The organism is Streptomyces sp. B21-105 (assembly GCF_036898465.1).
GTDB lineage: Bacteria > Actinomycetota > Actinomycetes > Streptomycetales > Streptomycetaceae > Streptomyces.
The window spans coordinates 3,514,474-3,534,529 of record NZ_JARUMJ010000001.1 but is presented as its reverse complement, the minus strand read 5'-3'; the positions used below and the strand labels follow the sequence as shown (position 1 = coordinate 3,534,529).

Annotated in this window: 15 protein-coding genes and 2 pseudogenes; 11 read left to right on the top strand and 6 right to left on the bottom strand. The window is 72.7% G+C overall.

Annotated features, from left to right (window positions below):
- Positions 1 to 44: 44 nt before the first annotated feature.
- Positions 45 to 398 (top strand): hypothetical protein, encoded by a 354-nt coding sequence (locus tag QA802_RS15870; RefSeq protein ID WP_334522725.1) that lies wholly within the window; start codon positions 45 to 47, stop codon positions 396 to 398.
- The gene (locus tag QA802_RS15865) at positions 395 to 760 is read left to right on the top strand and encodes a hypothetical protein (protein ID WP_334522722.1); all 366 of its coding nucleotides are present in this window, start codon (positions 395 to 397) and stop codon (positions 758 to 760) included. The genes QA802_RS15870 and QA802_RS15865 overlap by 4 nt, the downstream gene beginning before the upstream one ends.
- A 4-nt stretch (positions 761 to 764) precedes the next feature.
- On the opposite strand, the gene QA802_RS15860 is transcribed toward QA802_RS15865, so the two are convergent.
- Positions 765 to 1,016 (bottom strand): hypothetical protein, encoded by a 252-nt coding sequence (locus QA802_RS15860; RefSeq protein ID WP_334522719.1) that lies wholly within the window; start codon positions 1,014 to 1,016, stop codon positions 765 to 767.
- 167 nt (positions 1,017 to 1,183) lie between these two features.
- Here QA802_RS15860 and QA802_RS15855 point away from each other — a divergent pair.
- Positions 1,184 to 1,860: pseudogene (locus QA802_RS15855) on the top strand (DinB family protein).
- Positions 1,861 to 1,896: 36 nt separating this feature from the next.
- Here the strand turns inward: QA802_RS15855 and QA802_RS15850 are convergent.
- Together QA802_RS15850 and QA802_RS15845 are read right to left on the bottom strand one after the other, a co-directional pair.
- Complete coding sequence (locus QA802_RS15850) at positions 1,897 to 2,703, bottom strand: endonuclease I family protein (RefSeq protein WP_334522716.1); 807 nt, start codon at positions 2,701 to 2,703, stop codon at positions 1,897 to 1,899.
- A 210-nt stretch (positions 2,704 to 2,913) separates the two neighbouring features.
- Positions 2,914 to 5,187 carry a mannosyltransferase YkcB-related protein gene (locus tag QA802_RS15845; RefSeq protein ID WP_443042122.1) on the bottom strand — a complete coding sequence of 758 codons (2,274 nt, stop codon included), beginning with the start codon at positions 5,185 to 5,187 and terminating at the stop codon, positions 2,914 to 2,916.
- Between the two features lie 247 nt (positions 5,188 to 5,434).
- Here QA802_RS15845 and QA802_RS15840 point away from each other — a divergent pair, with 247 nt between their 5' ends.
- The 5 genes and pseudogenes from QA802_RS15840 to QA802_RS15820 form a co-directional block, all read left to right on the top strand.
- On the top strand, positions 5,435 to 6,289 hold the full coding sequence (locus QA802_RS15840) for a serine hydrolase (protein ID WP_334522711.1): 855 nt from the start codon (positions 5,435 to 5,437) through the stop codon (positions 6,287 to 6,289).
- 253 nt (positions 6,290 to 6,542) lie between these two features.
- Positions 6,543 to 10,262, top strand: a complete 3,720-nt coding sequence (locus QA802_RS15835) for an ABC transporter ATP-binding protein (protein WP_334522709.1) — start codon at positions 6,543 to 6,545, stop codon at positions 10,260 to 10,262.
- A 269-nt stretch (positions 10,263 to 10,531) separates the two neighbouring features.
- The gene (locus QA802_RS15830; protein WP_334522707.1) at positions 10,532 to 10,900 is read left to right on the top strand and encodes a hypothetical protein; all 369 of its coding nucleotides are present in this window, start codon (positions 10,532 to 10,534) and stop codon (positions 10,898 to 10,900) included.
- Between the two features lie 160 nt (positions 10,901 to 11,060).
- Positions 11,061 to 12,476 (top strand): S28 family serine protease, encoded by a 1,416-nt coding sequence (locus QA802_RS15825; protein ID WP_334522705.1) that lies wholly within the window; start codon positions 11,061 to 11,063, stop codon positions 12,474 to 12,476.
- A gap of 82 nt (positions 12,477 to 12,558) precedes the next feature.
- Positions 12,559 to 12,828, top strand: a pseudogene (locus QA802_RS15820) (zinc ribbon domain-containing protein); the annotation flags it as partial.
- A gap of 14 nt (positions 12,829 to 12,842) precedes the next feature.
- On the opposite strand, the gene QA802_RS15815 reads toward QA802_RS15820, so the two are convergent.
- Positions 12,843 to 14,651: a glycoside hydrolase family 3 protein gene (locus QA802_RS15815; protein WP_334522703.1), complete on the bottom strand. Its 1,809-nt coding sequence runs from the start codon at positions 14,649 to 14,651 to the stop codon at positions 12,843 to 12,845.
- Positions 14,652 to 15,046: 395 nt separating this feature from the next.
- Between QA802_RS15815 and aroA the strand changes: the two genes are divergently transcribed.
- Positions 15,047 to 16,318 (top strand): 3-phosphoshikimate 1-carboxyvinyltransferase, encoded by a 1,272-nt coding sequence (aroA, locus tag QA802_RS15810; RefSeq protein ID WP_334522701.1) that lies wholly within the window; start codon positions 15,047 to 15,049, stop codon positions 16,316 to 16,318.
- Positions 16,315 to 16,947: a GNAT family N-acetyltransferase gene (locus tag QA802_RS15805; protein WP_319172109.1), complete on the top strand. Its 633-nt coding sequence runs from the start codon at positions 16,315 to 16,317 to the stop codon at positions 16,945 to 16,947. The genes aroA and QA802_RS15805 overlap by 4 nt, the downstream gene beginning before the upstream one ends.
- 73 nt (positions 16,948 to 17,020) lie before the next feature.
- On the opposite strand, the gene QA802_RS15800 is transcribed toward QA802_RS15805, so the two are convergent.
- Positions 17,021 to 17,821 carry a sugar phosphate isomerase/epimerase family protein gene (locus QA802_RS15800; RefSeq protein WP_334522697.1) on the bottom strand — a complete coding sequence of 267 codons (801 nt, stop codon included), beginning with the start codon at positions 17,819 to 17,821 and terminating at the stop codon, positions 17,021 to 17,023.
- Between the two features lie 269 nt (positions 17,822 to 18,090).
- Between QA802_RS15800 and QA802_RS15795 the strand changes: the two genes are divergently transcribed.
- Entirely contained in the window at positions 18,091 to 18,474 is a 384-nt protein-coding gene (locus tag QA802_RS15795; protein WP_334522695.1) for a hypothetical protein, read from the top strand.
- 307 nt (positions 18,475 to 18,781) lie between these two features.
- Here QA802_RS15795 and QA802_RS15790 read toward each other — a convergent pair whose 3' ends face one another.
- Positions 18,782 to 19,978 (bottom strand): LacI family DNA-binding transcriptional regulator, encoded by a 1,197-nt coding sequence (locus QA802_RS15790; protein WP_443042280.1) that lies wholly within the window; start codon positions 19,976 to 19,978, stop codon positions 18,782 to 18,784.
- Positions 19,979 to 20,056 lie beyond the last annotated feature (78 nt).

Genomic DNA, 20,056 nt, shown 5'->3' with positions numbered 1-20,056 from the left:
GACGGCCCGGGGGCATGGCCCTCAACAACTCTGGAGTTGAGAACGTGTTGCACCATATCGCTCACTTCATCGCGCCGCTGCTGCGGCTGCTCTGGCCCGCCTCCGGGCGGCACCGGCTCTCCGTCGGCGCAGGGGAACTGCATGCCGCCGTACCTGCCTCGCCCGTCGCACCCTGCCACCGCCCCTCCCCCCACACAACCCCCCTCTGCGGCGAGGACTCCCGGCTCGTCCGCCCCTATCTCCTTGCCCACGAGCAGCGTGGGCAGGCCAGGCGGCAGCGTGCTCGCCGTCGGACCCTGTGGCTCGCCGTGCACGGCATCGACGTGGGGCCCCGACGCATCCACGGTGTCGATGTCGGCTCGCGCCGCAGCCGGGGGGCCGAGGTGGCCGCCGCATGATTTACATCAGCCACGACGCGACCGTCCCCTCGGTCAGCCGGCCCCGTCTCCTCCCCTGGGCCAACCTCGACGGCAAGCCCTGCTACCTCGTCACCGACCACTCCGGCACCGGCCGTCTCGCGCGCCTCGCCGACGACGTCGAAGCCGTGCAGCTCGGCATGGCCGACGACCTTCTCGGTCACGCCGTCGATCTCCTGGGCGACGGCAAGGCCACCGCACCCCAACTCCGCTACCTCGCGGCCCGATTGACCGAATCACTTCACGACGTGCATCGCATCGCCCGGAGCAGGGGAGCACGCATCCCTGTGCCCCGCGACGACGAGGCCCCCGACGCCGTCCTGGAAGAGGACCCCGGCGTCTGACCCGCTACCCTCGCCGCAGCTGCTCGTCGCCGCGACCGGCGAGACGGACCTGGGTGCCGTCACCTCCGAGCCCGAGCGCTTCCACCCGTGGCGCGGTGTCGAACCGGATGGAGAAGGCACGCTGCGGCGGGAGTTGCGGACCGCCGGGCTGCTTGTGGACGGTGCCGACCTGGTCGCGCCCGCGCCGCTCGGGGAGCAGCAGAAGCTCCTCGGCGTGGTGCTGCGGCCGGCTGCCCTGTTCAACGTCGTACGGCACTGCGTGATCCCGATGGCCGTCGAGTCGGGGGCGGATGGCGGGGCCGTGCGGACGGGGAAGGCCGTCGCCCGGCATCAGCACCACCGGACCGCCGAGAAGGTACGCGGACTGCTGACCGGGTGGGCCCGTGCCGGGCGGGACATGTTGATCGTTGGTACGGTCCCGCCATGCCTGATGCGAACCCCTCGTCCGCCACCGGTCCCGATCCCGGTCCCGTCACCGCCGACGACGTGCGGGAGGCCGTGCGGCGGGCGACGGACGTGATCCGGGGCGCGCGGGAGGCCGGCTGGGACGTCAGGGCCGGTTCCCTGGAATGGAGTTGCTGGGAGACCGTCGAGCACCTCGCCGACGATCTCTTCGCCTATGCCGCCCAACTGGGGCCCGAGGAACCGTCGTCGGACGCCGAGGTGCCGTTCGTCTGGAGCCGTCGGAATCCCGCCGGTCCCGCGAACGTCGTCTTCGCCGACCGGGCGGCCGGGGCGGCGGGCCTCGCACAGGTGCTGGAGGCCTGCGGGGCGATGCTGGCGGCGATGGTGCGCACGACCCCGGCGACGGTCCGCTCGCACCACGTCTTCGGGCCTCCGACCCCGAGGGCTTCGCCGCCATGGGCGTCGTCGAGACGCTGGTGCACCTGCACGACGTCGCCGGGGGGCTGGGAGTGCGGTGGGAGCCGGACGCCGGTCTGTGTGGCCGGGTGCTGGCCCGCCTCTTCCCCGACGCCCCCGCGGACACCGACCCGTGGCCCACTCTGCTGTGGGCCACCGGCCGGGGGGAGCTGCCGGGACGCGCACGTCTCACCCGGTGGCGCTGGTACGGGGCTCCGCGCGGCGCGGGCGGGGAGTAGGGCGCGCCGAACGCCCCGGCCCGCCCCCGCGGCGGACTACCAGATCGCCTCGACCCATTCCGGGTGGTCGATGAACGGGTTGCGGTTGTGCTGGTAGGTGTCGTAGATGGTCTGGTTGCGCTTCTCCTCGAAGGCGCTCGGCGGGTCCTCGTCGTTCCACTGCTTGAGCACGGAGAGCTTGCCGATGTACGGGTTGCTGCCGTTGTTGACCTTCTCGTTGGGCTCCAGGTCGGCGAAGCCGTCGCCGCCGTCGTAGCGGACCGCCATGTAGAGGATCATGCGGGCCACGTCGCCCTTGTCGGCGTCACGCGGCTCGAAGGAGTCGGAGTCGGTGAGGCTGCCGCCGCCGCCCGAGACGGTGCTGCCGCCGTTGTCGAAGTCCTTGTTGCCGCGGATGCTGTTGACCTGGACGTCCGCGGGGCGCAGGTGGTGCAGGTCGGTGCCGGGGCCGGTCACCTCGCCGAAGTCGCCGTGCGACTTGGCCCAGGTGTGCTCGCGGTTCCAGTCGCCGAGGTCCCCGCCGTTGAGGGACTTGCTCCGTGAGACGCCGCTGTACAGCAGGATCACGTTGCTGCTGTTGTTCGGGTCCTGGTCGGTGACCTTCAGGGCGTTCCAGACCGCGGAGTACGAGATCTTCGAGACGTTGGCGCTGATGATCGTGTGCAGGGAGGACTTCAGGCTCGCGCCCGTCTTGCCGACCGCGTTCTTGTAGTACGTCGAGTCGTAGGCCGTCGTGGTCGCCGCGGCGGGGGTCGCGGTGAGCGTGGGGGCGGTGATGCCGACCAGGACGGCAGTGGTGGCAAGCGCCACCGACTTCCATCGGCGTATGCGTGTCGCCAGCATGTGGGGTGTCCGATCTACGCGGGTTGATTGAAGGCGGCAATCGGGAGAGTGACATGCACATGCGGCCATGGCAATGAATCTGACATGTCTTTCAGATGACGAGAACCGGCAAACTGTCCTTTGTCTACGCGAGTTGACGTGCGTAAACGGCCTCCGACTCGAGCCGGGAGTCGGAGGCCGTCGGGGATGTGCGTGTCAGTTCGGTTCAGTTCAACTCACGTCGGAGGCGTCCAGCCGGTAGACGGTGGATGCGGTGGACGTGGTGGATGTGTCGGCCTCGGAACCGGCCTCGGAGGTCGACGTCGCGCCGTACTCGCTCGCCTGCACCGCCGTGCCGTTCTTCTGCACCCACGTGGTGATCTCGGCCAGCAGGCTGTTGTTGCCGCCGCCCGGACCGCCACCGCCGCCGAGCTGGATGTAGTGCAGCTCGCCCTTCTTCACCAGTTCCTTGAGCCGGGTCAGCGTCATCGCGTTGTCGGAGCCGGTGAAGCCGAACATCGAGATGACGGGCTTGCCGGTGCTGAGGATCAGCTGCCCCGCGCTCTGCGAGTTGGACACCGCGATCAGCCAGGTGGCGCCGTCCTGGTTCTTCTCCAGGTACGAGACCAGCCCGCTGTCGGCGCCGCCCATGCCGCCGCCTCCGCCCACGCCGCCTCCGCCGGGGCCGTCCTGCCCGCCCGGTGCGCCGCTCGCGTCGCCGCCCTGCGGGAGTTCGCCGGTGCCGCCGCCCGGCGTGATCCGGCCGTTGCCGCCGCCGGGGGCCTCCCCGCCGGCCTGGCCGCCCTGTTGCGTTCCGTTCTGCTGGGTGCCGCCCGTTCCCGGTGGTTGGCCGCCGGGGCCGCCGCCGCTGTTGCCGCCGCCCCCGCCGAAGCCGCCCCGGCCTCCGCCGGGACCGCCCGTGCCGCCGCCGGTGGAGGGGCCCGCCGTCGGGTTGGTGCCGCCCATCATGCCGCCGGAGGAGCCGAAGGCCGGCGAGGCCGCGTACGCCGTCGGACCCGCGAGGGCCGCCACGAGCGCCGCCGCGACGGACACGCCGAGCAGCCGGAACCTCGTACCCGAGTTCGCGGACCGCAGGACGAGCAGGCCCACGAGCGCGAGGACCATGACCACGCCCACCGCCGGCCAGAGCCAGGTGTTCCAGCCGGTGGCCCGCCGCAGCAGCACGATCGCCCAGACGCCGGTGACCGCGAGTCCCGCCGGCAGCACCCACGACCAGCGGGCGTCGCCGCCCCGGAAGGCACGCCACAGCAGGACGCCGCCGCCCCCGCACAGCGCGGCGATGCCCGGGGCGAGCGCGGTCGTGTAGTAGGGGTGCATGGTGCCCTCGGCCAGCGCGAAGGTCAGGTAGTGCAGCACGAGCCAGCCGCCCCACATCACCAGCGCTGCACGGGTCGCGTCGGTGCGCGGGGCCTTGCCGCACCGCACCAGGCCGGCGACGAGCGCCACGCCCGCGAACGGGATCAGCCAGGAGATCTGGCCGCCGAGGACGTCGTTGAACATCCGGCCGACGCCCGCGGTCCCGGCGAAGGTGCCGCCCCCGCCTCCGCCGCCCCCGCCGTTGCCCTCGCCGCCGAGGACCCGGCCGAGGCCGTTGTAGCCCATGATCAGGTCCCAGGCGCTGCCGTCGGTCGAACCGCCGATGTAGGGGCGGTCGTCGGCCGGCACCAGAGAGACCGCCGTCGCCCACCAGAAGCTCGACACGGCCAGCGCCACGGCTGCCAGCGCCAGGTTGACGGCCTTCTTCCGCCAGCCGAGCCCCGACGCGTACAGGTACACGGCGAAGACGGCGGGCAGGGCGATGTAACCCTGGAGCATCTTGGTGTTGAAGGCCAGGCCGAAGCAGACCGCGGAGCCGATGACCGGCAGCAGCCTGTCGTCACGGGTGGCGCGCAGGGCGAGCGCGGCGCCCGCCACCATCAGCAGGACGAGGATCGTGTCGGGGTTGTTGTCGCGGTTGATGGCGACGGTGATCGGCGTCAGCGCCAGCACCAGAGCCGCGACAGCTGCCGCGACATGCCCGAACGCCCGCTTCACGGACGCGTGCAGGATCCAGATCGTGCCCAGCGCCGCCGCGATCTCCGGGACCATCATCTGCCAGGTGCCGAAGCCGAGAACCCGGCAGGACAGGCCCATGATCATGAGCGCGAACGGCGGCTTGTCGACGGTGAGGAAGTTCCCGGCGTCGAGCGAGCCGAAGAACCACGCCTTCCAGCTCTGCGTGCCGCTGTAGACGGCGGCGCTGTAGAAGCTGTTGAGGCTGTTGCCGGACAGGTTCCAGCCGTACAGCACCCCCGCCAGGGCCAGGATCGCGAGCAGCGCGGGCAGCGACCAGCGGGGCGCCTTCTCCGGCGGGGGAGGGGAAGGGGGCGCCGGGGACACGGGGGCGGACCCGGCGGAGGTTCCGGCGAGGGGCCCGGCGGACCCGGGGGCGGACCCCGCGGGAGTCGCCGGCGGGCGGGGGAGGGGATCGGTCGCAGATGTCACCACTGCACGATGCGCACGGCCGATGAGCGAGGGCTGTGCTCCACCTGGGGACCGGCTGTGGGGCCGGCCGTGGGACCGGCTGCGGGACCAGCTGTGGGCGGCTGAAAACCGGTGAGAGCACCTCCGTCGTGGCGCGAACTCCCCCTCGTGGTGCGCGATTTGTCTCCGCCTCGCGACGAACGTGTCACGAACTCCCGTAGCTCGAACACGGGTACAACTATCGGTCAGGTGTGTGGGTCAACCTCGCATGACTCACTGGACCGCAAGTCGCAGAAGGGGACTGGTCGCCACGGCGCTCGGCGCCGCCGTCCTCATCACCGGCGTGGCCACCGCCGCGCCCGCCTCCGCCGCCACGCCCACCGTCACGTGCACGTCCAGCAAGGCCGCTCTCGCCGCCAAGCTGAAGAAGGACATCACCGCCGCGCTGGTGGGCCGCAAGGGCACGATCGCCGTCGGTCTCTACGACCGCACCACGAACACCACCTGCACCCTGCGCGCCTCCACCGCCTACGACTCGGCCAGTGTGGTCAAGGTGACCGTCCTGTCCGCGCTGCTGTGGGACGCGCAGAACAGCCGCCGCGCGCTGACCAGCCGCGAGAAGTCGCTCGCCACCGCCATGATCACCAAGTCGGACAACGCCTCCACCTCCACCCTGTGGAAGCAGCTCGGCGTGACGAAGATCAAGAAGTTCCTGACGGCCGCGAAGATGACGCAGACCAAGCCCGGCGCGAACAACTACTGGGGACTGACCCAGATCACCGTCACCGACGAGCAGAAGCTGCTCAAACTGATCCACGCCCACAACACGGTGCTGACCGACGCCTCCCGCTCCTACGTCACCACCCTGATGGGCAAGGTCGTCTCGGCGCAGCGCTGGGGCACCCCGTACGGCCGGCCCGCGAACGTGTCCTGGCACGTCAAGAACGGCTGGCTGTCGCGTGCCACGCAGGGCTGGCGGGTGCACAGCGTCGGCACGTTCAAGGGCGGCGGCCACGACTACGTGATGACCGTCCTCACGCACGGCAACAGCACCATGAACTACGGCATAGCAACCATCCAGGGCGTCGCCAAGGTCGTCCACAAGGACCTGGCCGCCTCCTGAGCGAGAGCGCGCCCGCGTGCGTGATCCCGTCCGTCGGGCACCGGCCCGTCACCGCGGCAATGCCCCGGTGACGGGCCGGTGACCGTTCGTGGTCTCCGCAGGCGTGCCCCGTGCGCCGAGGGGAGGCCGAGGAGAGGATGGACGCGCCAGGCACGCGGAGGGATGAAATCCGCACCTCCGGACGTTGGTGCCTTCCGGTAGATCAGATGCGATCAGGTCTGTCCGAGGAATTCGAGGAAGCGGAGGCACCGGCGTGGGCGAGCAACGGGGATGGGCACGACGGCTGGCGGGATACGCCCGGCGCCACCCTGCGGACCTCGCCCTGGCCCTCGGCTCCTCGCTGCTCGGCATGGCCGTCATGGCGCTGGTCCCGCTGGTCACCAAGGTGATCATCGACGACGTCATCGGCGACCACTCCCGTGACATGGCCCCCTGGGCGGGCGCCCTCCTCGGCGCCGCCGTCCTCGTCTACGCCTCCACCTACGTCCGCCGCTACTACGGCGGCCGTCTCGCCCTCGACGTCCAGCACGACCTGCGGACCGACATGTTCGAGACGATCACCCGGCTCGACGGCCGCCGCCAGGACGAGCTGTCCACCGGCCAGGTCGTCGGCCGCGCGACCAGCGACCTCCAGCTGATCCAGGGCCTGCTCTTCATGCTCCCGATGACCATCGGGAACCTGCTGCTCTTCCTGATCTCCCTGGTGATCATGGCGTGGCTGTCGCTCCCGCTCACCCTGGTCGCCCTCGCCGTCGCGCCCGCCCTCGCGTACATCGCGGGGCGCAGCCGGACCAAACTCCACCCCGCCACCTGGTACGCACAGGCCCAGGCGGCGGCCGTGGCGGGCGTGGTCGACGGCGCCGTCAGCGGCGTACGCGTGGTGAAGGGCTTCGGGCAGGAGGAGCAGGAGACCGGCAAGCTCCGCGAGGTGGGCCGCCGGCTCTTCGCCGGGCGGCTGCGCACGATCCGCCTGAACGCCGCCTACACCCCCGCCCTGCAGGCCGTGCCCGCCCTCGGCCAGGTCGCGATGCTGGCGCTCGGCGGCTGGCTGGCCGTGCGCGGCCACATCACCCTCGGCACGTTCGTCGCCTTCTCCACCTACCTCGCCCAGCTCGTCGGCCCGGTCCGGATGCTGGCCGTGGTCCTCACCGTCGGCCAGCAGGCCCGCGCGGGCACCGAGCGCGTCCTGGAGCTCATCGACACCGAACCGTCGATGCAGGACGGCGCCAAGGCGCTCCCCGCGGACGCCCCGGCGACCGTCGAGTTCGACGACGTCTCCTTCGGCTACGACCCCGAGCGTCCCGTCCTCGACGGCCTCAGCTTCGAGATCCGCCCCGGCGAGACCCTCGCCGTCGTCGGCTCCTCCGGCTCCGGCAAATCCACGGTCTCGCTGCTGCTGCCCCGCTTCTACGACGTCACCCGGGGCGCGGTCCTCATCGGCGGCCATGACGTGCGCGAGCTCACCCTCGACTCGCTGCGGGCCGCGATCGGCCTGGTCCCCGAGGACTCCTTCCTCTTCTCCGACACCATCCGCGCCAACATCGCCTACGGCCGCCCCGACGCCACCCAGGAGGAGATCGAGGCCGCCGCCCGCGCCGCCCAGGCCGACCGGTTCGTCGCCGAGCTGCCCGCGGGCTACGACACCAAGGTCGGCGAGCACGGCCTCACCCTCTCCGGCGGCCAGCGCCAGCGCGTCGCGCTCGCCCGCGCGATCCTCTCCGACCCGCGCCTGCTGGTCCTCGACGACGCCACCTCCGCCGTGGACGCCGCCGTCGAGCACGAGATCCACGAGGCGCTGGGGCAGGTCATGCAGGGCCGCACCACGCTGCTGATCGCCCACCGCCGCTCCACCCTGGGCCTCGCCGACCGCATCGCCGTCCTCGACGCCGGTCGGCTCGCCGACGTCGGCACCCACGAGGAGCTGCAGGAACGCTCCGCGCTCTACCGCCGGCTGCTCACCGACCCCGACGAGCTCGGCGGCGTCTCGCCCGGCCACGCCCAGCCCGCGGACCCCGGCGAGGACACCTCCGTCCGCGACGAGCTGGACGCCGAGTTCGACGCCGAGCGCGGGGTCACCCCCCGGCTGTGGACCGGCGACCGCGAGCCGAAGGACACTGCGCTGTCCGGCACGCCCGCCACCCCCGAGCTGCTCGCCCAGGTCGAGGCGCTGCCCCCGGCCGCCGACACCCCCGACGTCGACGAACGGCAGGCGGTCCGGCCGGAGGCGTCGTACGGCCTGCGCAGGCTGCTGAACGGCTTCGGCGCGCCGCTCCTCGTCAGCCTCGCGCTGGTCGCCACCGACGCCGGGATGGGCCTGCTGCTGCCGGTGATGATCCGGCACGGCATCGACGAGGGCGTGTCACAGGCGGCCCTGGGCGCCGTCTGGGCGGCCTCTCTGCTCGCCCTGCTGGCGGTGGGCGCGCAGTGGGCCGCGCAGACCGGTGAGATCCGGATGACGGGACGCACCGGCGAGCGCGTCCTCTACACGCTCCGGCTGAAGATCTTCGCCCAGCTCCAGCGGCTCGGCCTCGACTACTACGAGCGGGAGCTGACCGGCCGGATCATGACGAGGATGACGACGGACGTCGACGCCCTGTCCACATTCCTGCAGACCGGACTGGTCACCGCCTTCGTCTCCGTCGTCACCTTCTTCGGCATCATGGTCGCCCTGCTGGTGATCGACGTGCAGCTGGCGCTGGTCGTCTTCGCGACGCTACCGCCGCTGATCATCGCCACCTACTTCTTCCGCAAGGCCAGCGTGAAGGCGTACGAGCTGGCCCGCGAGCGGGTGTCGACGGTCAACGCCGACCTCCAGGAGTCGGTGTCCGGGCTGCGGATCGTGCAGGCCTTCCGCCGCGAGCGGGACGGCGCGGCACGGTTCGCGGAGCGCTCCGACAGCTACCGCGAGGCGCGCATCCGGGGCCAGTGGCTCATCTCGGTCTACTTCCCGTTCGTGCAGCTGCTGTCCTCGGTCGCGGCGGCGGCCGTGCTGATCGCGGGCGCGGGACGGATCGACGCGGCGACCCTCACCACTGGCGCGCTGGTGGCCTACCTGCTCTACATCGACCTGTTCTTCGCCCCCGTGCAGCAGCTCTCGCAGGTCTTCGACGGCTACCAGCAGGCGACCGTCTCGCTGGGCCGCATCCAGGAACTGCTCCGCGAGCCCACGTCCACGCGGTCCGCCGACCGGCCGCACGAGGTGCGCTCGCTGAGCGGCGAGATCGCCTTCGAGGACGTCCGCTTCCGCTACGGCAGGGAGGAGGAGGCCCTCAGCGGGATCGACCTGCGCATCCCGGCCGGCCAGACCGTCGCGTTCGTCGGCGAGACCGGCGCCGGCAAGTCGACCCTGGTCAAGCTGGTGGCCCGGTTCTACGACCCGACGGGCGGCCGGGTCACCGTGGACGGCCGGGACCTGCGCTCCCTCGACCTGACCTCGTACCGTCACCGGCTGGGCGTCGTGCCGCAGGAGGCGTACCTGTTCCCCGGCACCGTCCGCGACGCGATCGCCTACGGCCGGCCGGACGCCTCCGACGCCGAGGTGGAGGCGGCGGCGCGGGCGGTCGGCGCGCACGAGATGATCGCCACGCTCGACGGCGGCTACCTCCACGAGGTCGCCGAGCGCGGCCGCAACCTCTCCGCCGGCCAGCGCCAGCTGATCGCGCTGGCCCGCGCCGAACTCGTCGACCCGGACGTCCTGCTCCTCGACGAGGCCACGGCCGCCCTCGACCTGGCGACGGAGGCCCAGGTCAACCAGGCCACCGACCGTCTGACGGGCCGCCGCACCACGCTCGTGGTCGCCCACCGGCTGACCACCGCCGCCCGCGCGGACCGGGTGGTGGTCATGGACCACGGCCGGGTCGTCGAGGACGGCACCCACGACGAGCTCCTCGCCCTGGACGGACGCTACGCGCGGCTGTGGCGGACCTTCGTCGGCGCGGCCGAGCCCGAGGAGCCGGTCAGCGCGTTCCGGTGAGCGCGTTCCGGTGACGGTCGTGCAACCATCGGCACACCTCCGGCGTCCGTACATCAGTACGGGGATCGCGCGTACGGCCGGCCCGGCACCTGGTCGGCTGTCGCGCACGGCGGACACGGGAGGGGGCCCGGACCGTGAGCACAGGCGCGGAACGCGCACGGAGCACGGCGAGCGGGGCGAGCAGGGCGAGTACGGGGAGCGCAACAGGCGCGGCGAGTGCGGGGAGCGCTGCAAGCAGGGCGAGTACGGCGAGTACGACGGTCAGAAGAATGACCGCGGCGCTGGCCGTGCTGCTCGCGGCCGTGGTGCTCGCGGTCGCCGTCCCGGGCAGCGCCCAGGCGGCCCCCGCCGGGTCGTCCTGCACCGGCCGCAAGGTGCGCACCCTGTCCTTCTCGACCGGCTCCGTGCTGCTCTACCGGGACGGCGGCGTGGTCTGCGCCGTCACCGTCCAGAAGCGGCCCGGCGTCAATCGGCTGGTCTCGGTGAGCATCCAGGCGCGCGGACTGGTCGCCGTGCACAAGTCGCGCATGGACAGACGCAGTTCACCGGTCGCCAAGACGCACGCCGGCCACCGGCGCGTGCGGGTGACGGCAGCGGTGGGCAGCGGCTCGTACCGGTCGGGCTGGTTCCTGTGCTGACCCGTGCGCCGGCCGGCCGGACCTCGGTCTGCTCGCCGCCCCGCTGATCCGCGCGCCGGCCCCGCCGCAGTCCTGATGCGTCAACTCCCTCTGGTGTGACTCGTGTTGCTCCGATAGCTTCCGGCGACGCACATCTGTCTCACAAGGAGGGTGCACGCGCATGCGCAAGGCGCTCAGATGGCTGCTCGCGCTCACGGTGCTCATAGGCACGCTGAGCACGGCGGGAGCGGCGACCGCCGCCCCCACGCCGGAGGCCACCGACATCAAGGACCGGCTGCTCGCGGTCCCGGGCATCAGCCTGATCGAAGAGAAGCCGTACCCGGGATATCGCTTCTTCGTCCTGAACTTCACCCAGCCGGTGGACCACCGGCACCCCTCCAAGGGCACCTTCCAGCAGCGCATCACGGTGCTGCACAAGGACGTCAGCCGCCCGACGGTGTTCTACACCGGCGGCTACAACGTCTCCACCAGCCCCGGCCGCCGCGAGCCCACCCAGATCGTGGACGGCAACCAGGTCTCCCTGGAGTACCGCTACTTCACCCCGTCCCGTCCGGCCCCCGCCGACTGGTCCAAGCTGGACGTCTGGCAGGCCGCCAGCGACCAGCACCGCGTCTTCGCCGCGCTGAAGAAGATCTACCCGGAGAACTGGATCTCCACGGGCGGCTCCAAGGGCGGCATGACGGCGACCTACTACGAGCGCTTCTACCCGCGGGACATGGACGGCGTGGTCGCCTACGTCGCCCCCAACGACGTCGTCAACGACGAGGACTCGGCCTACGACCGCTTCTTCGCCTCCGTCGGCACCAAGGAGTGCCGCGACCGGCTGAACGCCGTCCAGCGCGAGGCGCTGGTGCGTCGGGAGCCCCTGGAGCGCAGGTACGCGGCGGACGCGGCGGAGAACGGCTACACCTTCACCACCGTCGGCAGCCTGGACCGCGCCTACGAGGCCGTCGTCCTCGACTACGTGTGGGGCTTCTGGCAGTACAGCCTGCTCTCCGACTGCGGGTCGATCCCGGCGGACGCGGCCAACGCGACCGACGACGAGATCTGGAGCTCGGTCGACGCCGTCTCCGGCTTCTCCGCGTACGCCGACCAGGGCCTCGCCACGTACACGCCGTACTACTACCAGGCGGGCACCCAGCTCGGCGCCCCCACCATCCGCTTCCCGCACATCGAGAAGCGGTACATCCGCTACGGCTACCAGCCGCCGCGCAACTTCGTGCCCCGCGACATCCCGATGCGGTTCCAGCCGGGGGCGATGCGGGACGTCGACACGTGGGTGCGGCACAACGCCCGCCACATGCTCTTCGTCTACGGCCAGAACGACCCGTGGGGCTCGGAGCGGTTCCGGCTCGGCAAGGGCGCGAAGGACAGCTACGTCTTCACCGCCCCCGGCCTGAACCACGGCGCGAACGTGGCCGGCCTGGTCGCGGACCAGAAAGCGCTGGCCACGGCCCGCATCCTGGACTGGGCGGGCGTCCCGGCGCCGGCGGTGTCCCAGGCCAGGCCGCTCGCGAAGTTCGACGCGAAGCTGGACGTGCGCGACGTGGAACGAGAGCCCGCACTGCGCCCGTGAGCGCACCCCTGAGGAGCTGAGGAGCTGAGAAGCTGAGGAGCTGAGGAGCGAGGCCGTGGACGCCGGACGCAGGCGTCCACAGCCGGCGTACACCTCCCGCACCTGCGCCGAATGCGGCCACATCGACAGAGCGAACCGGGTCTCGCAGGCCTGGTTCGCGTGCCGGTCCTGCGGATTCGTTGATCATGCAGACCGCAACGGCTCCCGCAACATCCGCGCTCGCGCGGAAGAGTTGTGGCGACGCGGGGCGCAGTCAACCGCCCCAGACCCACCCCCGACACCCGAGGGCGGGACCGGACGCAAACGCAGCACCACAGCCAGTGGCGCCCGCTGTGCAAGCCCGGGACTTTAGTCCCGGGTCGTTGACTACGTCAGGCCGTGCCCGATCGGGTACAGCACGCGCGCCGGGTCGTCCGCGCGCTGCACGGGCGCGGGCAGCTTCCCCTGTGGCCGGACCGTTCCGGTGATGACGCGTGCGGCGGCCCGCAGTTCGACGTCGGTCCAGCAGTACGTCGCCAGGCACGCCGTGACGGACGGCAGGTGTGCCACGTCGTAGGGGTTGCGGACCGCCACCGCGATCACCGGCCGACCGGTCGCCGACAACCGCTCGACCAGCGTCTTCTGCGCGCTGTCCGCCGTGACGTTGTAGGTCGCGACCACCACGGCGGCCACGCCGTCCGCCGCCGCGACCGCCTGCGCGATCGTCTCGGCGGAGGGGTCCGTGCCGGTGGGCAGCGTCGTCGTGCGGAAGCCCTGTGCGGCGAGGGCGGCGGCCAGGACGCCGGTGGGCGGACCCGTGGTGCCGGTGGGCGAGGCGGGATCGGCGCCGACGACCAGCAGCGAGGGGTGGGTGCGGGGCGACAGCGGGAGCACGCCCCCCGTGCGGCCCTCGTCGCCCTCGTCGCCCTCGTTGACGATAAGCGTCGTCGTGCGCTCGGCGAGCAGGTCGGCCGCCGTGAGGTGCTCCGGGGCGCCGACGGTCCGGGCGACTGCGTCCGGGGCGGTGTACGGATCGTCGAACAGGCCCAGCCGTTCCTTCAGCCTCAGGATGCGCAGCACCGCCTCGTCGAGCCGCCGCACGGTGAGCTCCCCGTCCCGGACGGCCCTAAGGACGGCGTTCCAGGCGACGTCCAGCCTGGGCGGGTTGAGCAGCTGGTCGACGCCCGCCTTGAGGGCGAGCACCGGCACCCGGTCGTCGCCGTACTTCGTGCGCACGCCCGCCATGTCCAGGGCGTCGGTGACCACGACGCCGTCGTAGCCCAGCTCCTCGCGCAGCAGCCCGGTGACGACGGGCCGGGACAGGGTGGCCGGGTCGCCGGAGGCGTCCAGCGAGGGCACCACGATGTGCGCGGTCATCACGGAGTCGACGCCGGCCGCGACCGCCGCCCGGAACGGCGCCGCGTCCAGCGCCCCCCACTCCTGCCGGGTGTGGGTGATGACGGGGAAGCCGGTGTGGCTGTCCACGGCGGTGTCCCCGTGCCCGGGGAAGTGCTTGGCGGTCGCCGCCACCCCCGCTGCCCGGTAGCCCTCGATCTCCGCCGCGACCAGCGCGGCCACCGCGTCCGGGTCGGTGCCGAAGGAGCGGACGCCGATCACCGGGTTGGCCGGGTCGACGTTGACGTCGGCGACGGGGGAGTAGTTCTGCCGGACGCCCATCGCCCGCAGTTCGCGTCCCGCGATCCGGCCGAGGGTGCGGGCGTCGTCGCGGGAGCCGCCCGCGCCGATCGCCATCGCGCCGGGGAACAGCGTGGCCGGCCGGCCCACCCGGCAGACCACGCCGTGCTCCTGGTCGGTGGAGATCAGCACCGGCAGACCGCGCGGCTGCCGCAGCGAGGCCCGCTGGAGCCCGTCGGAGAGGTCCGCGATCTGCCGCGGGGCACGGGTGTTGTGCGCCCACGCGAAGTAGATGACGCCGCCGAGCCGGTAGCGGGCGAGCAGCTCGGCCCCGGTGCGGACGCCGAAGTCGGCGAGGTTGGCGTCGGCGTCGGCCGCGTCGGGTGCGGTCGCCGAGTGGCCGTGCACCCGCGAGACGAAGACCTGGCCGACCTTCTCCTCCACCGTCATACGGGAGAGGAGGGCGCGCGGCCGGCGCTCGTCCGCGTGCGCGGGGCCGCCGACGGCGAGTGCGGCGGTGACGCCGGCGGTGGCGGCGAGAACGGTGCGTCGGGAGGGCATCGGCGCTCCTTCCGGTGGGGGAGTGACGGGGCGGGGCACCGGTGCCGCACGCTACCCGCGCGGACGCCTCCGTCGGCGTATTGGAAGGGGGCGCGCCGACGTGCCGGTGCGCTGAGGCCGAGTCGTGTCGGCGTGCGGGTGCGCTGCGACCGGGCAGTGCTCGCGTCGGCCGGCGGTGCGCCGTGGGGGAGGGGGCGCGCCCGGCCTCCCACCCCGTCGGCGCGGGCCCGTGGGCCGTCCCCCGTGGGTGCGGGCCCGTCCCCCGACGACGCCGCCGACCCGGCCGTTCACCCGCAGGGCGACCCGGCCGTTCACCCGCAGGGCGTCGTCTCGACACTCGTCCATCCCGTGGACGTACCGGCACCGCGGCCGCGCGGCGCGGGATCATGAGGGGCATGGTCCTCGTCGACATCCCCGGTTCCAAGTCCATCACCGCCCGCGCCCTGTTCCTGGCGGCGGCCGCCGACGGCGTCACCACCCTCCAGCGCCCGCTCCGCTCCGACGACACCGAGGGGTTCGCCGAGGGCCTGACGCGGCTCGGCTACCGCGTCGGCCGGACGCCCGACGCCTGGCAGATCGACGGCCGGCCGCAGGGTCCGGCGCTCGCCGAGGCCGACGTCTTCTGCCGGGACGGCGCGACCACGGCCCGCTTCCTGCCCGCCCTCGCCGCCGCCGGCCACGGCGTCTACCGCTTCGACGCCTCCCCGCAGATGCGCCGCCGCCCGCTCCTCCCGCTCACCCGCGCCCTGCGCGACCTGGGCGTGGACCTGCGGCACGAGGAGGCGGAGGGCCACCACCCGCTGACCGTGCGGGCGGCCGGCGTCGAGGGCGGCGAAGTCGTGCTGGACGCCGGCCAGTCCTCCCAGTACCTCACCGCGCTCCTCCTGCTCGGCCCGCTGACCCGCACCGGCCTGCGCGTCACCGTCACCGACCTGGTCTCGGTCCCGTACGTCGAGATCACGATCGCGATGATGCGGGCCTTCGGCGTGGAGGTCGGACGGGAGGGGAACACGTACGTCGTCCCGCCCGGCGGCTACCGCGCGACGAACTACGCGATCGAGCCGGACGCCTCCACCGCGAGCTACTTCTTCGCGGCGGCCGCGCTGACCGGCGGCGAGGTGAGCGTGCCGGGCCTCGGCGCTGGCGCGCTCCAGGGCGACCTCGGGTTCGTTGAGGTGCTGCGGCGGATGGGCGCCCGCGTCGACGTCGGCGCGGACCGCACCACCGTGGCCGGGACCGGCGAACTGCGGGGCGTCACCGTCAACATGCGGGACATCTCCGACACCATGCCGACCCTCGCCGCGCTCGCCCCCTTCGCCACCGGCCCGGTGCGCATCGAGGACGTGGCGAACACCCGCGTGAAGGAGTGCGACCGGCTGGAGGCCTGCGCGGAGAACCTGCGGCGGCTCGGCGTCGAGGTGGCCACCGGCCCCGACTGGATCGAGATCCGCCCCGACACGGACGGCCCCCGCGCGGGCGGCGCTCCCACGGGCGCCGACATCAAGACCTACGGCGACCACCGCATCGTCATGTCCTTCGCCGTGACCGGGCTGCGCGTCCCCGGAATCTCGTTCGACGACCCGGGCTGCGTCCGCAAGACTTTCCCCGGCTTCCACGAGGCGTTCGGGGAGCTGGCGAAGGCACTGCGGAAGGACGCCGACGGGTGACCGCGACACTGGAGGGACCGGTTCTCGAGGGCGCGCTGGTGCGTCTGGAGCCGCTGGAACACCGGCACGCGGCCGGACTTGCGGCGGCGGCCGAGGAGAACCGGAAAACGTACGCCTTCACCTGGGTCCCGCGCGCGGACGAGATGGGCGACTACGTCGACGCCCAGCTCGCCCGCGCGGCGACCGGCCGGCTCGCGCCCTACGCGCAGATATCCCTCGCCTCCGGCCGAGTGGTCGGCGCGACCGCGTACCTGGAGCCGCGTTCCTGGCGGACCGACGAGCAACTCGACGCCGTGGAAGTCGGTTACACCTGGCTGGCCGGCTCCGCCCAGGGCACGGGCGTCAACGCCGAGGCCAAACTGCTCCTCTTCCGACACGCCTTCGAACAGTGGGGCGTCTCCCGGGTGGACCTGAAGACGGACGCCCGCAACAGCCGCTCCCGCGCCGCCATCGCGAGCGTCGGCGCCCGCTTCGAGGGCGTCCTGCGCAACTGGTCCCGCTCCTGGGCGCCGGGCGAGGACGGCCTCCTGCGCGACTCCGCGATGTTCGCCGTCACGGCCGACGAATGGCAGGACTGCGAGCGGCGGCTGGCGCAGCGGGTGGCGCGGTTCCTGCCGACGGCAGGGTGAGCACGGCGACGGACGCGGCACGGCGCTCCGCCCGGCCCGGAGAGGGCCTGCCCCCTCCGGCCCCCACCAGGCCTCACGCCGAGTCGTTCAACAGCTGTCCCAGGTGTGCGCGTCCGGCGTCCAGGAGGCCCTCCAGCGGCTGGGCGGCCTCGTACCAGCGCTTCTCGTACTCCCAGCACAGCCACCCGTCCCACTCGTGGCGCGCCAGCACCTCCACGCACTCGGCGAGCGGCAGCACTCCGGCGCCGAGCGCCAGCGGCGTGGTGTCGTCGGCCGACGCGATGTCCTTGACCTGCACATAGCCGAGGTACGGGGCGAGCGCCGCGTACGTCTCCTGCGGCTGCTCGCCGCCCAGCCAGGTGTGCATCACGTCCCACAGCGCGCCGACCTGCCGGTGCCCGACGAGGCCGAGGACGCGGGTGGCGTCCGCGCCGGTGCGATGGGAGTCGTGGGTCTCCAGCAGGACGCGTACGCCGAGGTCGGCGGCGAACTCGGCGGCGACGGCGAGCCGCCGGGCGGCGACGGCGTCGGCCTCGTCGGGGGACTGCCCGTCCGCGCCGCCGGGGAAGACGCGGACGAAGGGCGCCCCGAGATCGCGGGCGAGACCGGCGAGGGCGCGGATCTCCTCGATGACGGGCTCGTCGCTGCCCGGCGCTGCGACGCGCGCGTACCCGGCGAGCCCCAGCACCTCGACGCCGGCCGCCTTGAACGCGGCGGCGGCTTCGGTCCGTTCGTTGGGACTCAGACCCGGATGGACCGGCTCCTCGGGATGGGCGCGCAACTCCACGCCGTGATAGCCGTGCGCGACCGCGAGCCGCAGCACCTGGGGAAGGGGCAGACCGGGAACACCGAGAGTGGAGAAGGCGAACTTCATACCCCCACTCTCACCCGGGCGGCGACGCGGGTCCAGTGGGACCGGAGATCGCTGATTTGCGGGGTGCTGCGGGCCGCGCGATCCTGAGATCGCAGCCATGAGCGAGTGAGCCGGGTTGCTCGCGCGTACTGCCTTCGGCGAAGAACGCCAGGATTCATCCACCTTGTCTGTCTTGCCGCACCCTTGTGTGGCCACACCCATGCGACCCACGCGCCGCGACAGAGCGACGCCGTCCGGCCGGGGCCGGACAGCGAAAAGAGGGAGAGACCATGAGCTTCGACGGGGAGTTCACGTTCTGCATGCACAGCTCCGGACTGCCGACGCCCGCGCAGGCCCTGGAGTCCGGCGGGGAGGTCCTCGAGTTCCTCGAAGAGGTCCACCACGCGGCGGAGGCCGCAGGAGGCATGGAGATCACGCTGGCAGCCCTGGAGGCGGCCGGATTCACCGGACTCGGTGGGATCGCCGCGGAAGCGGCCGCCGTGACGGCCGCGGCATACGCCGGCGCGGTCGCCGGGTGCCTAGTCGCGGCGACCGGTTCCACGATCTTCGACCTGCTGTCGCAGACGAACCACAGCTCGGGTGTGGTCCAGAACGTGGTCGTCGCCGCCAACGACCAGGGCGTGGCCGTGCCGGACGGTTTCGCGGTCGCGTAAACCCTCCGAAACCGACGACGCAGTCACCCACCGGACACCCGGCCCCTGCCCGAGATCGGCGGCCGCCCCGTGCCCGACGCACGCCGGGCGGCCGGCCAGCGCCCGACGCTCACCGCCTCGGCGGCGTCCCGCTCAGCCCTCGGGCTCCGATGCCCGTTGCCCCGACGGGGCCGCCGTTCCGTATGGCCTCCACGGGCTCGGCCCGCTCGTGAGGCGGCGGCATTCGCGGCGGTAGGCGGCGGCGTACGCGGCGGCGTGCGCGGCGGCCGAGGTGTACACGGCGCCGGAGGCGTACGCGGTGGCGGCGTCAGTCTCGCGGCACCCCCGTGGACCCCCGCACCATCAACTCGCCCCGCACCACGGCGATTCCGCCCGGCGGGGGCTCCTCGCGGCCCATCGCGATGCGGCCCGCCCGAGCTCCCGCCTCGGCCAGCGGCAGCCGTACGGTCGTCAGGGAGGGCACCGCGTCGACGCTGAAGGGCAGGTCGTCGAAGCCGGCCACCGAGACGTCGTCAGGGATGCGCAGGCCCGAGTCGCGCAGGGCGGCGCAGGCACCGAGGGCGACGGAGTCGTTGGCCGCCACCACCGCCGTCAGGGACGGGTCCCGGCGCAGCAGCTCCAGCGTCGCCTCGTAGCCCGCCCGCCGGTCGTAGGGCCCGTGCACGGTCCAGCGCGGGTCCTCCTCGATGCCGGCCGCGGCCAGCGCCGCCCGGTGGCCCTCCAGCCGGTGCCGGGTGGTGGTGCGCTCCTCGGGTCCGGCGATGTAGCCGAGCCGGCGGTGTCCGAGGCCGAGGAGGTGCTCGGTCAGTTCCCGCCCGCCTCCGCGGTTGTCGAAGGTCAGCGCGATCGCCGCGGTGTCCGGGGCCGGCGGACGCCCGCACAGCACCACGCGGGTGCCCGCCTCGCCCAGCTTGCGCAGCTTGGCCGCGACGGCGGCCGCGTGCGGCTCGTTCTCCATGGCCCCGCCGGTCAGCACGACGGCCGCGGCCCGCTGCCGCTGAAGCAGCGTCAGATAGGTCAGCTCCCGCTCGGGCGAGCCCCCGGTGTTGCAGACCACCGCGAGCCGTTCGCCTCCGGCCCGGCCGCCCGGCCCCCCGATCTCCGACTGGATCGCGCTCGCCATGATCCCGAAGAAGGGGTCCGCGATGTCGTTCACCAGGATGCCCACGAGGTCGGAGGTCGCCGCCGCCAGCGCGCTCGCCGGTCCGTTCAGCACGTAGTCCAGCTCGTCGACCGCCCGCAGCACCCGTTCCCGCGTGGAAGCGGCTACGGGGTAGTTTCCGTTCAGCACGCGCGACACCGTCGCGGGCGAGACCTGCGCGCGGGCCGCCACGTCCGCCAGGGTCACCGTCATCTCGTCAGTCCTCCGGTCACGCATCTCGTCGTACGTCGTCATCCGCATCCGCCCTGGTGGACCGCACCATGGTGAGCGCGGTTCCGGGCGTGTCGAGCAGACCTTACGGCCCGGGACCCCTGTTGTTCGCCCCCTCGAACAACTCGGGATGGACACGGTCTTGTCCGGACCACCGGTCAGAGGCTAGCTTCTTCCTGTATAGAAAGCGCTTGCTGTACCGCTGATCAG

Coding starts and splice junctions, on each gene's coding strand:
- QA802_RS15865 (WP_334522722.1), top strand. CDS start 395: ATGATTTACATCAGCCACGACGCGACCGTCCCCTCGGTCAGCCGGCCC.
- QA802_RS15850 (WP_334522716.1), bottom strand. CDS start 2,703: ATGCTGGCGACACGCATACGCCGATGGAAGTCGGTGGCGCTTGCCACC.
- QA802_RS15840 (WP_334522711.1), top strand. CDS start 5,435: ATGACTCACTGGACCGCAAGTCGCAGAAGGGGACTGGTCGCCACGGCG.
- QA802_RS15830 (WP_334522707.1), top strand. CDS start 10,532: ATGACCGCGGCGCTGGCCGTGCTGCTCGCGGCCGTGGTGCTCGCGGTC.
- QA802_RS15825 (WP_334522705.1), top strand. CDS start 11,061: ATGCGCAAGGCGCTCAGATGGCTGCTCGCGCTCACGGTGCTCATAGGC.
- QA802_RS15815 (WP_334522703.1), bottom strand. CDS start 14,651: ATGCCCTCCCGACGCACCGTTCTCGCCGCCACCGCCGGCGTCACCGCC.
- aroA (WP_334522701.1), top strand. CDS start 15,047: ATGGTCCTCGTCGACATCCCCGGTTCCAAGTCCATCACCGCCCGCGCC.
- QA802_RS15800 (WP_334522697.1), bottom strand. CDS start 17,821: ATGAAGTTCGCCTTCTCCACTCTCGGTGTTCCCGGTCTGCCCCTTCCC.
- QA802_RS15795 (WP_334522695.1), top strand. CDS start 18,091: ATGAGCTTCGACGGGGAGTTCACGTTCTGCATGCACAGCTCCGGACTG.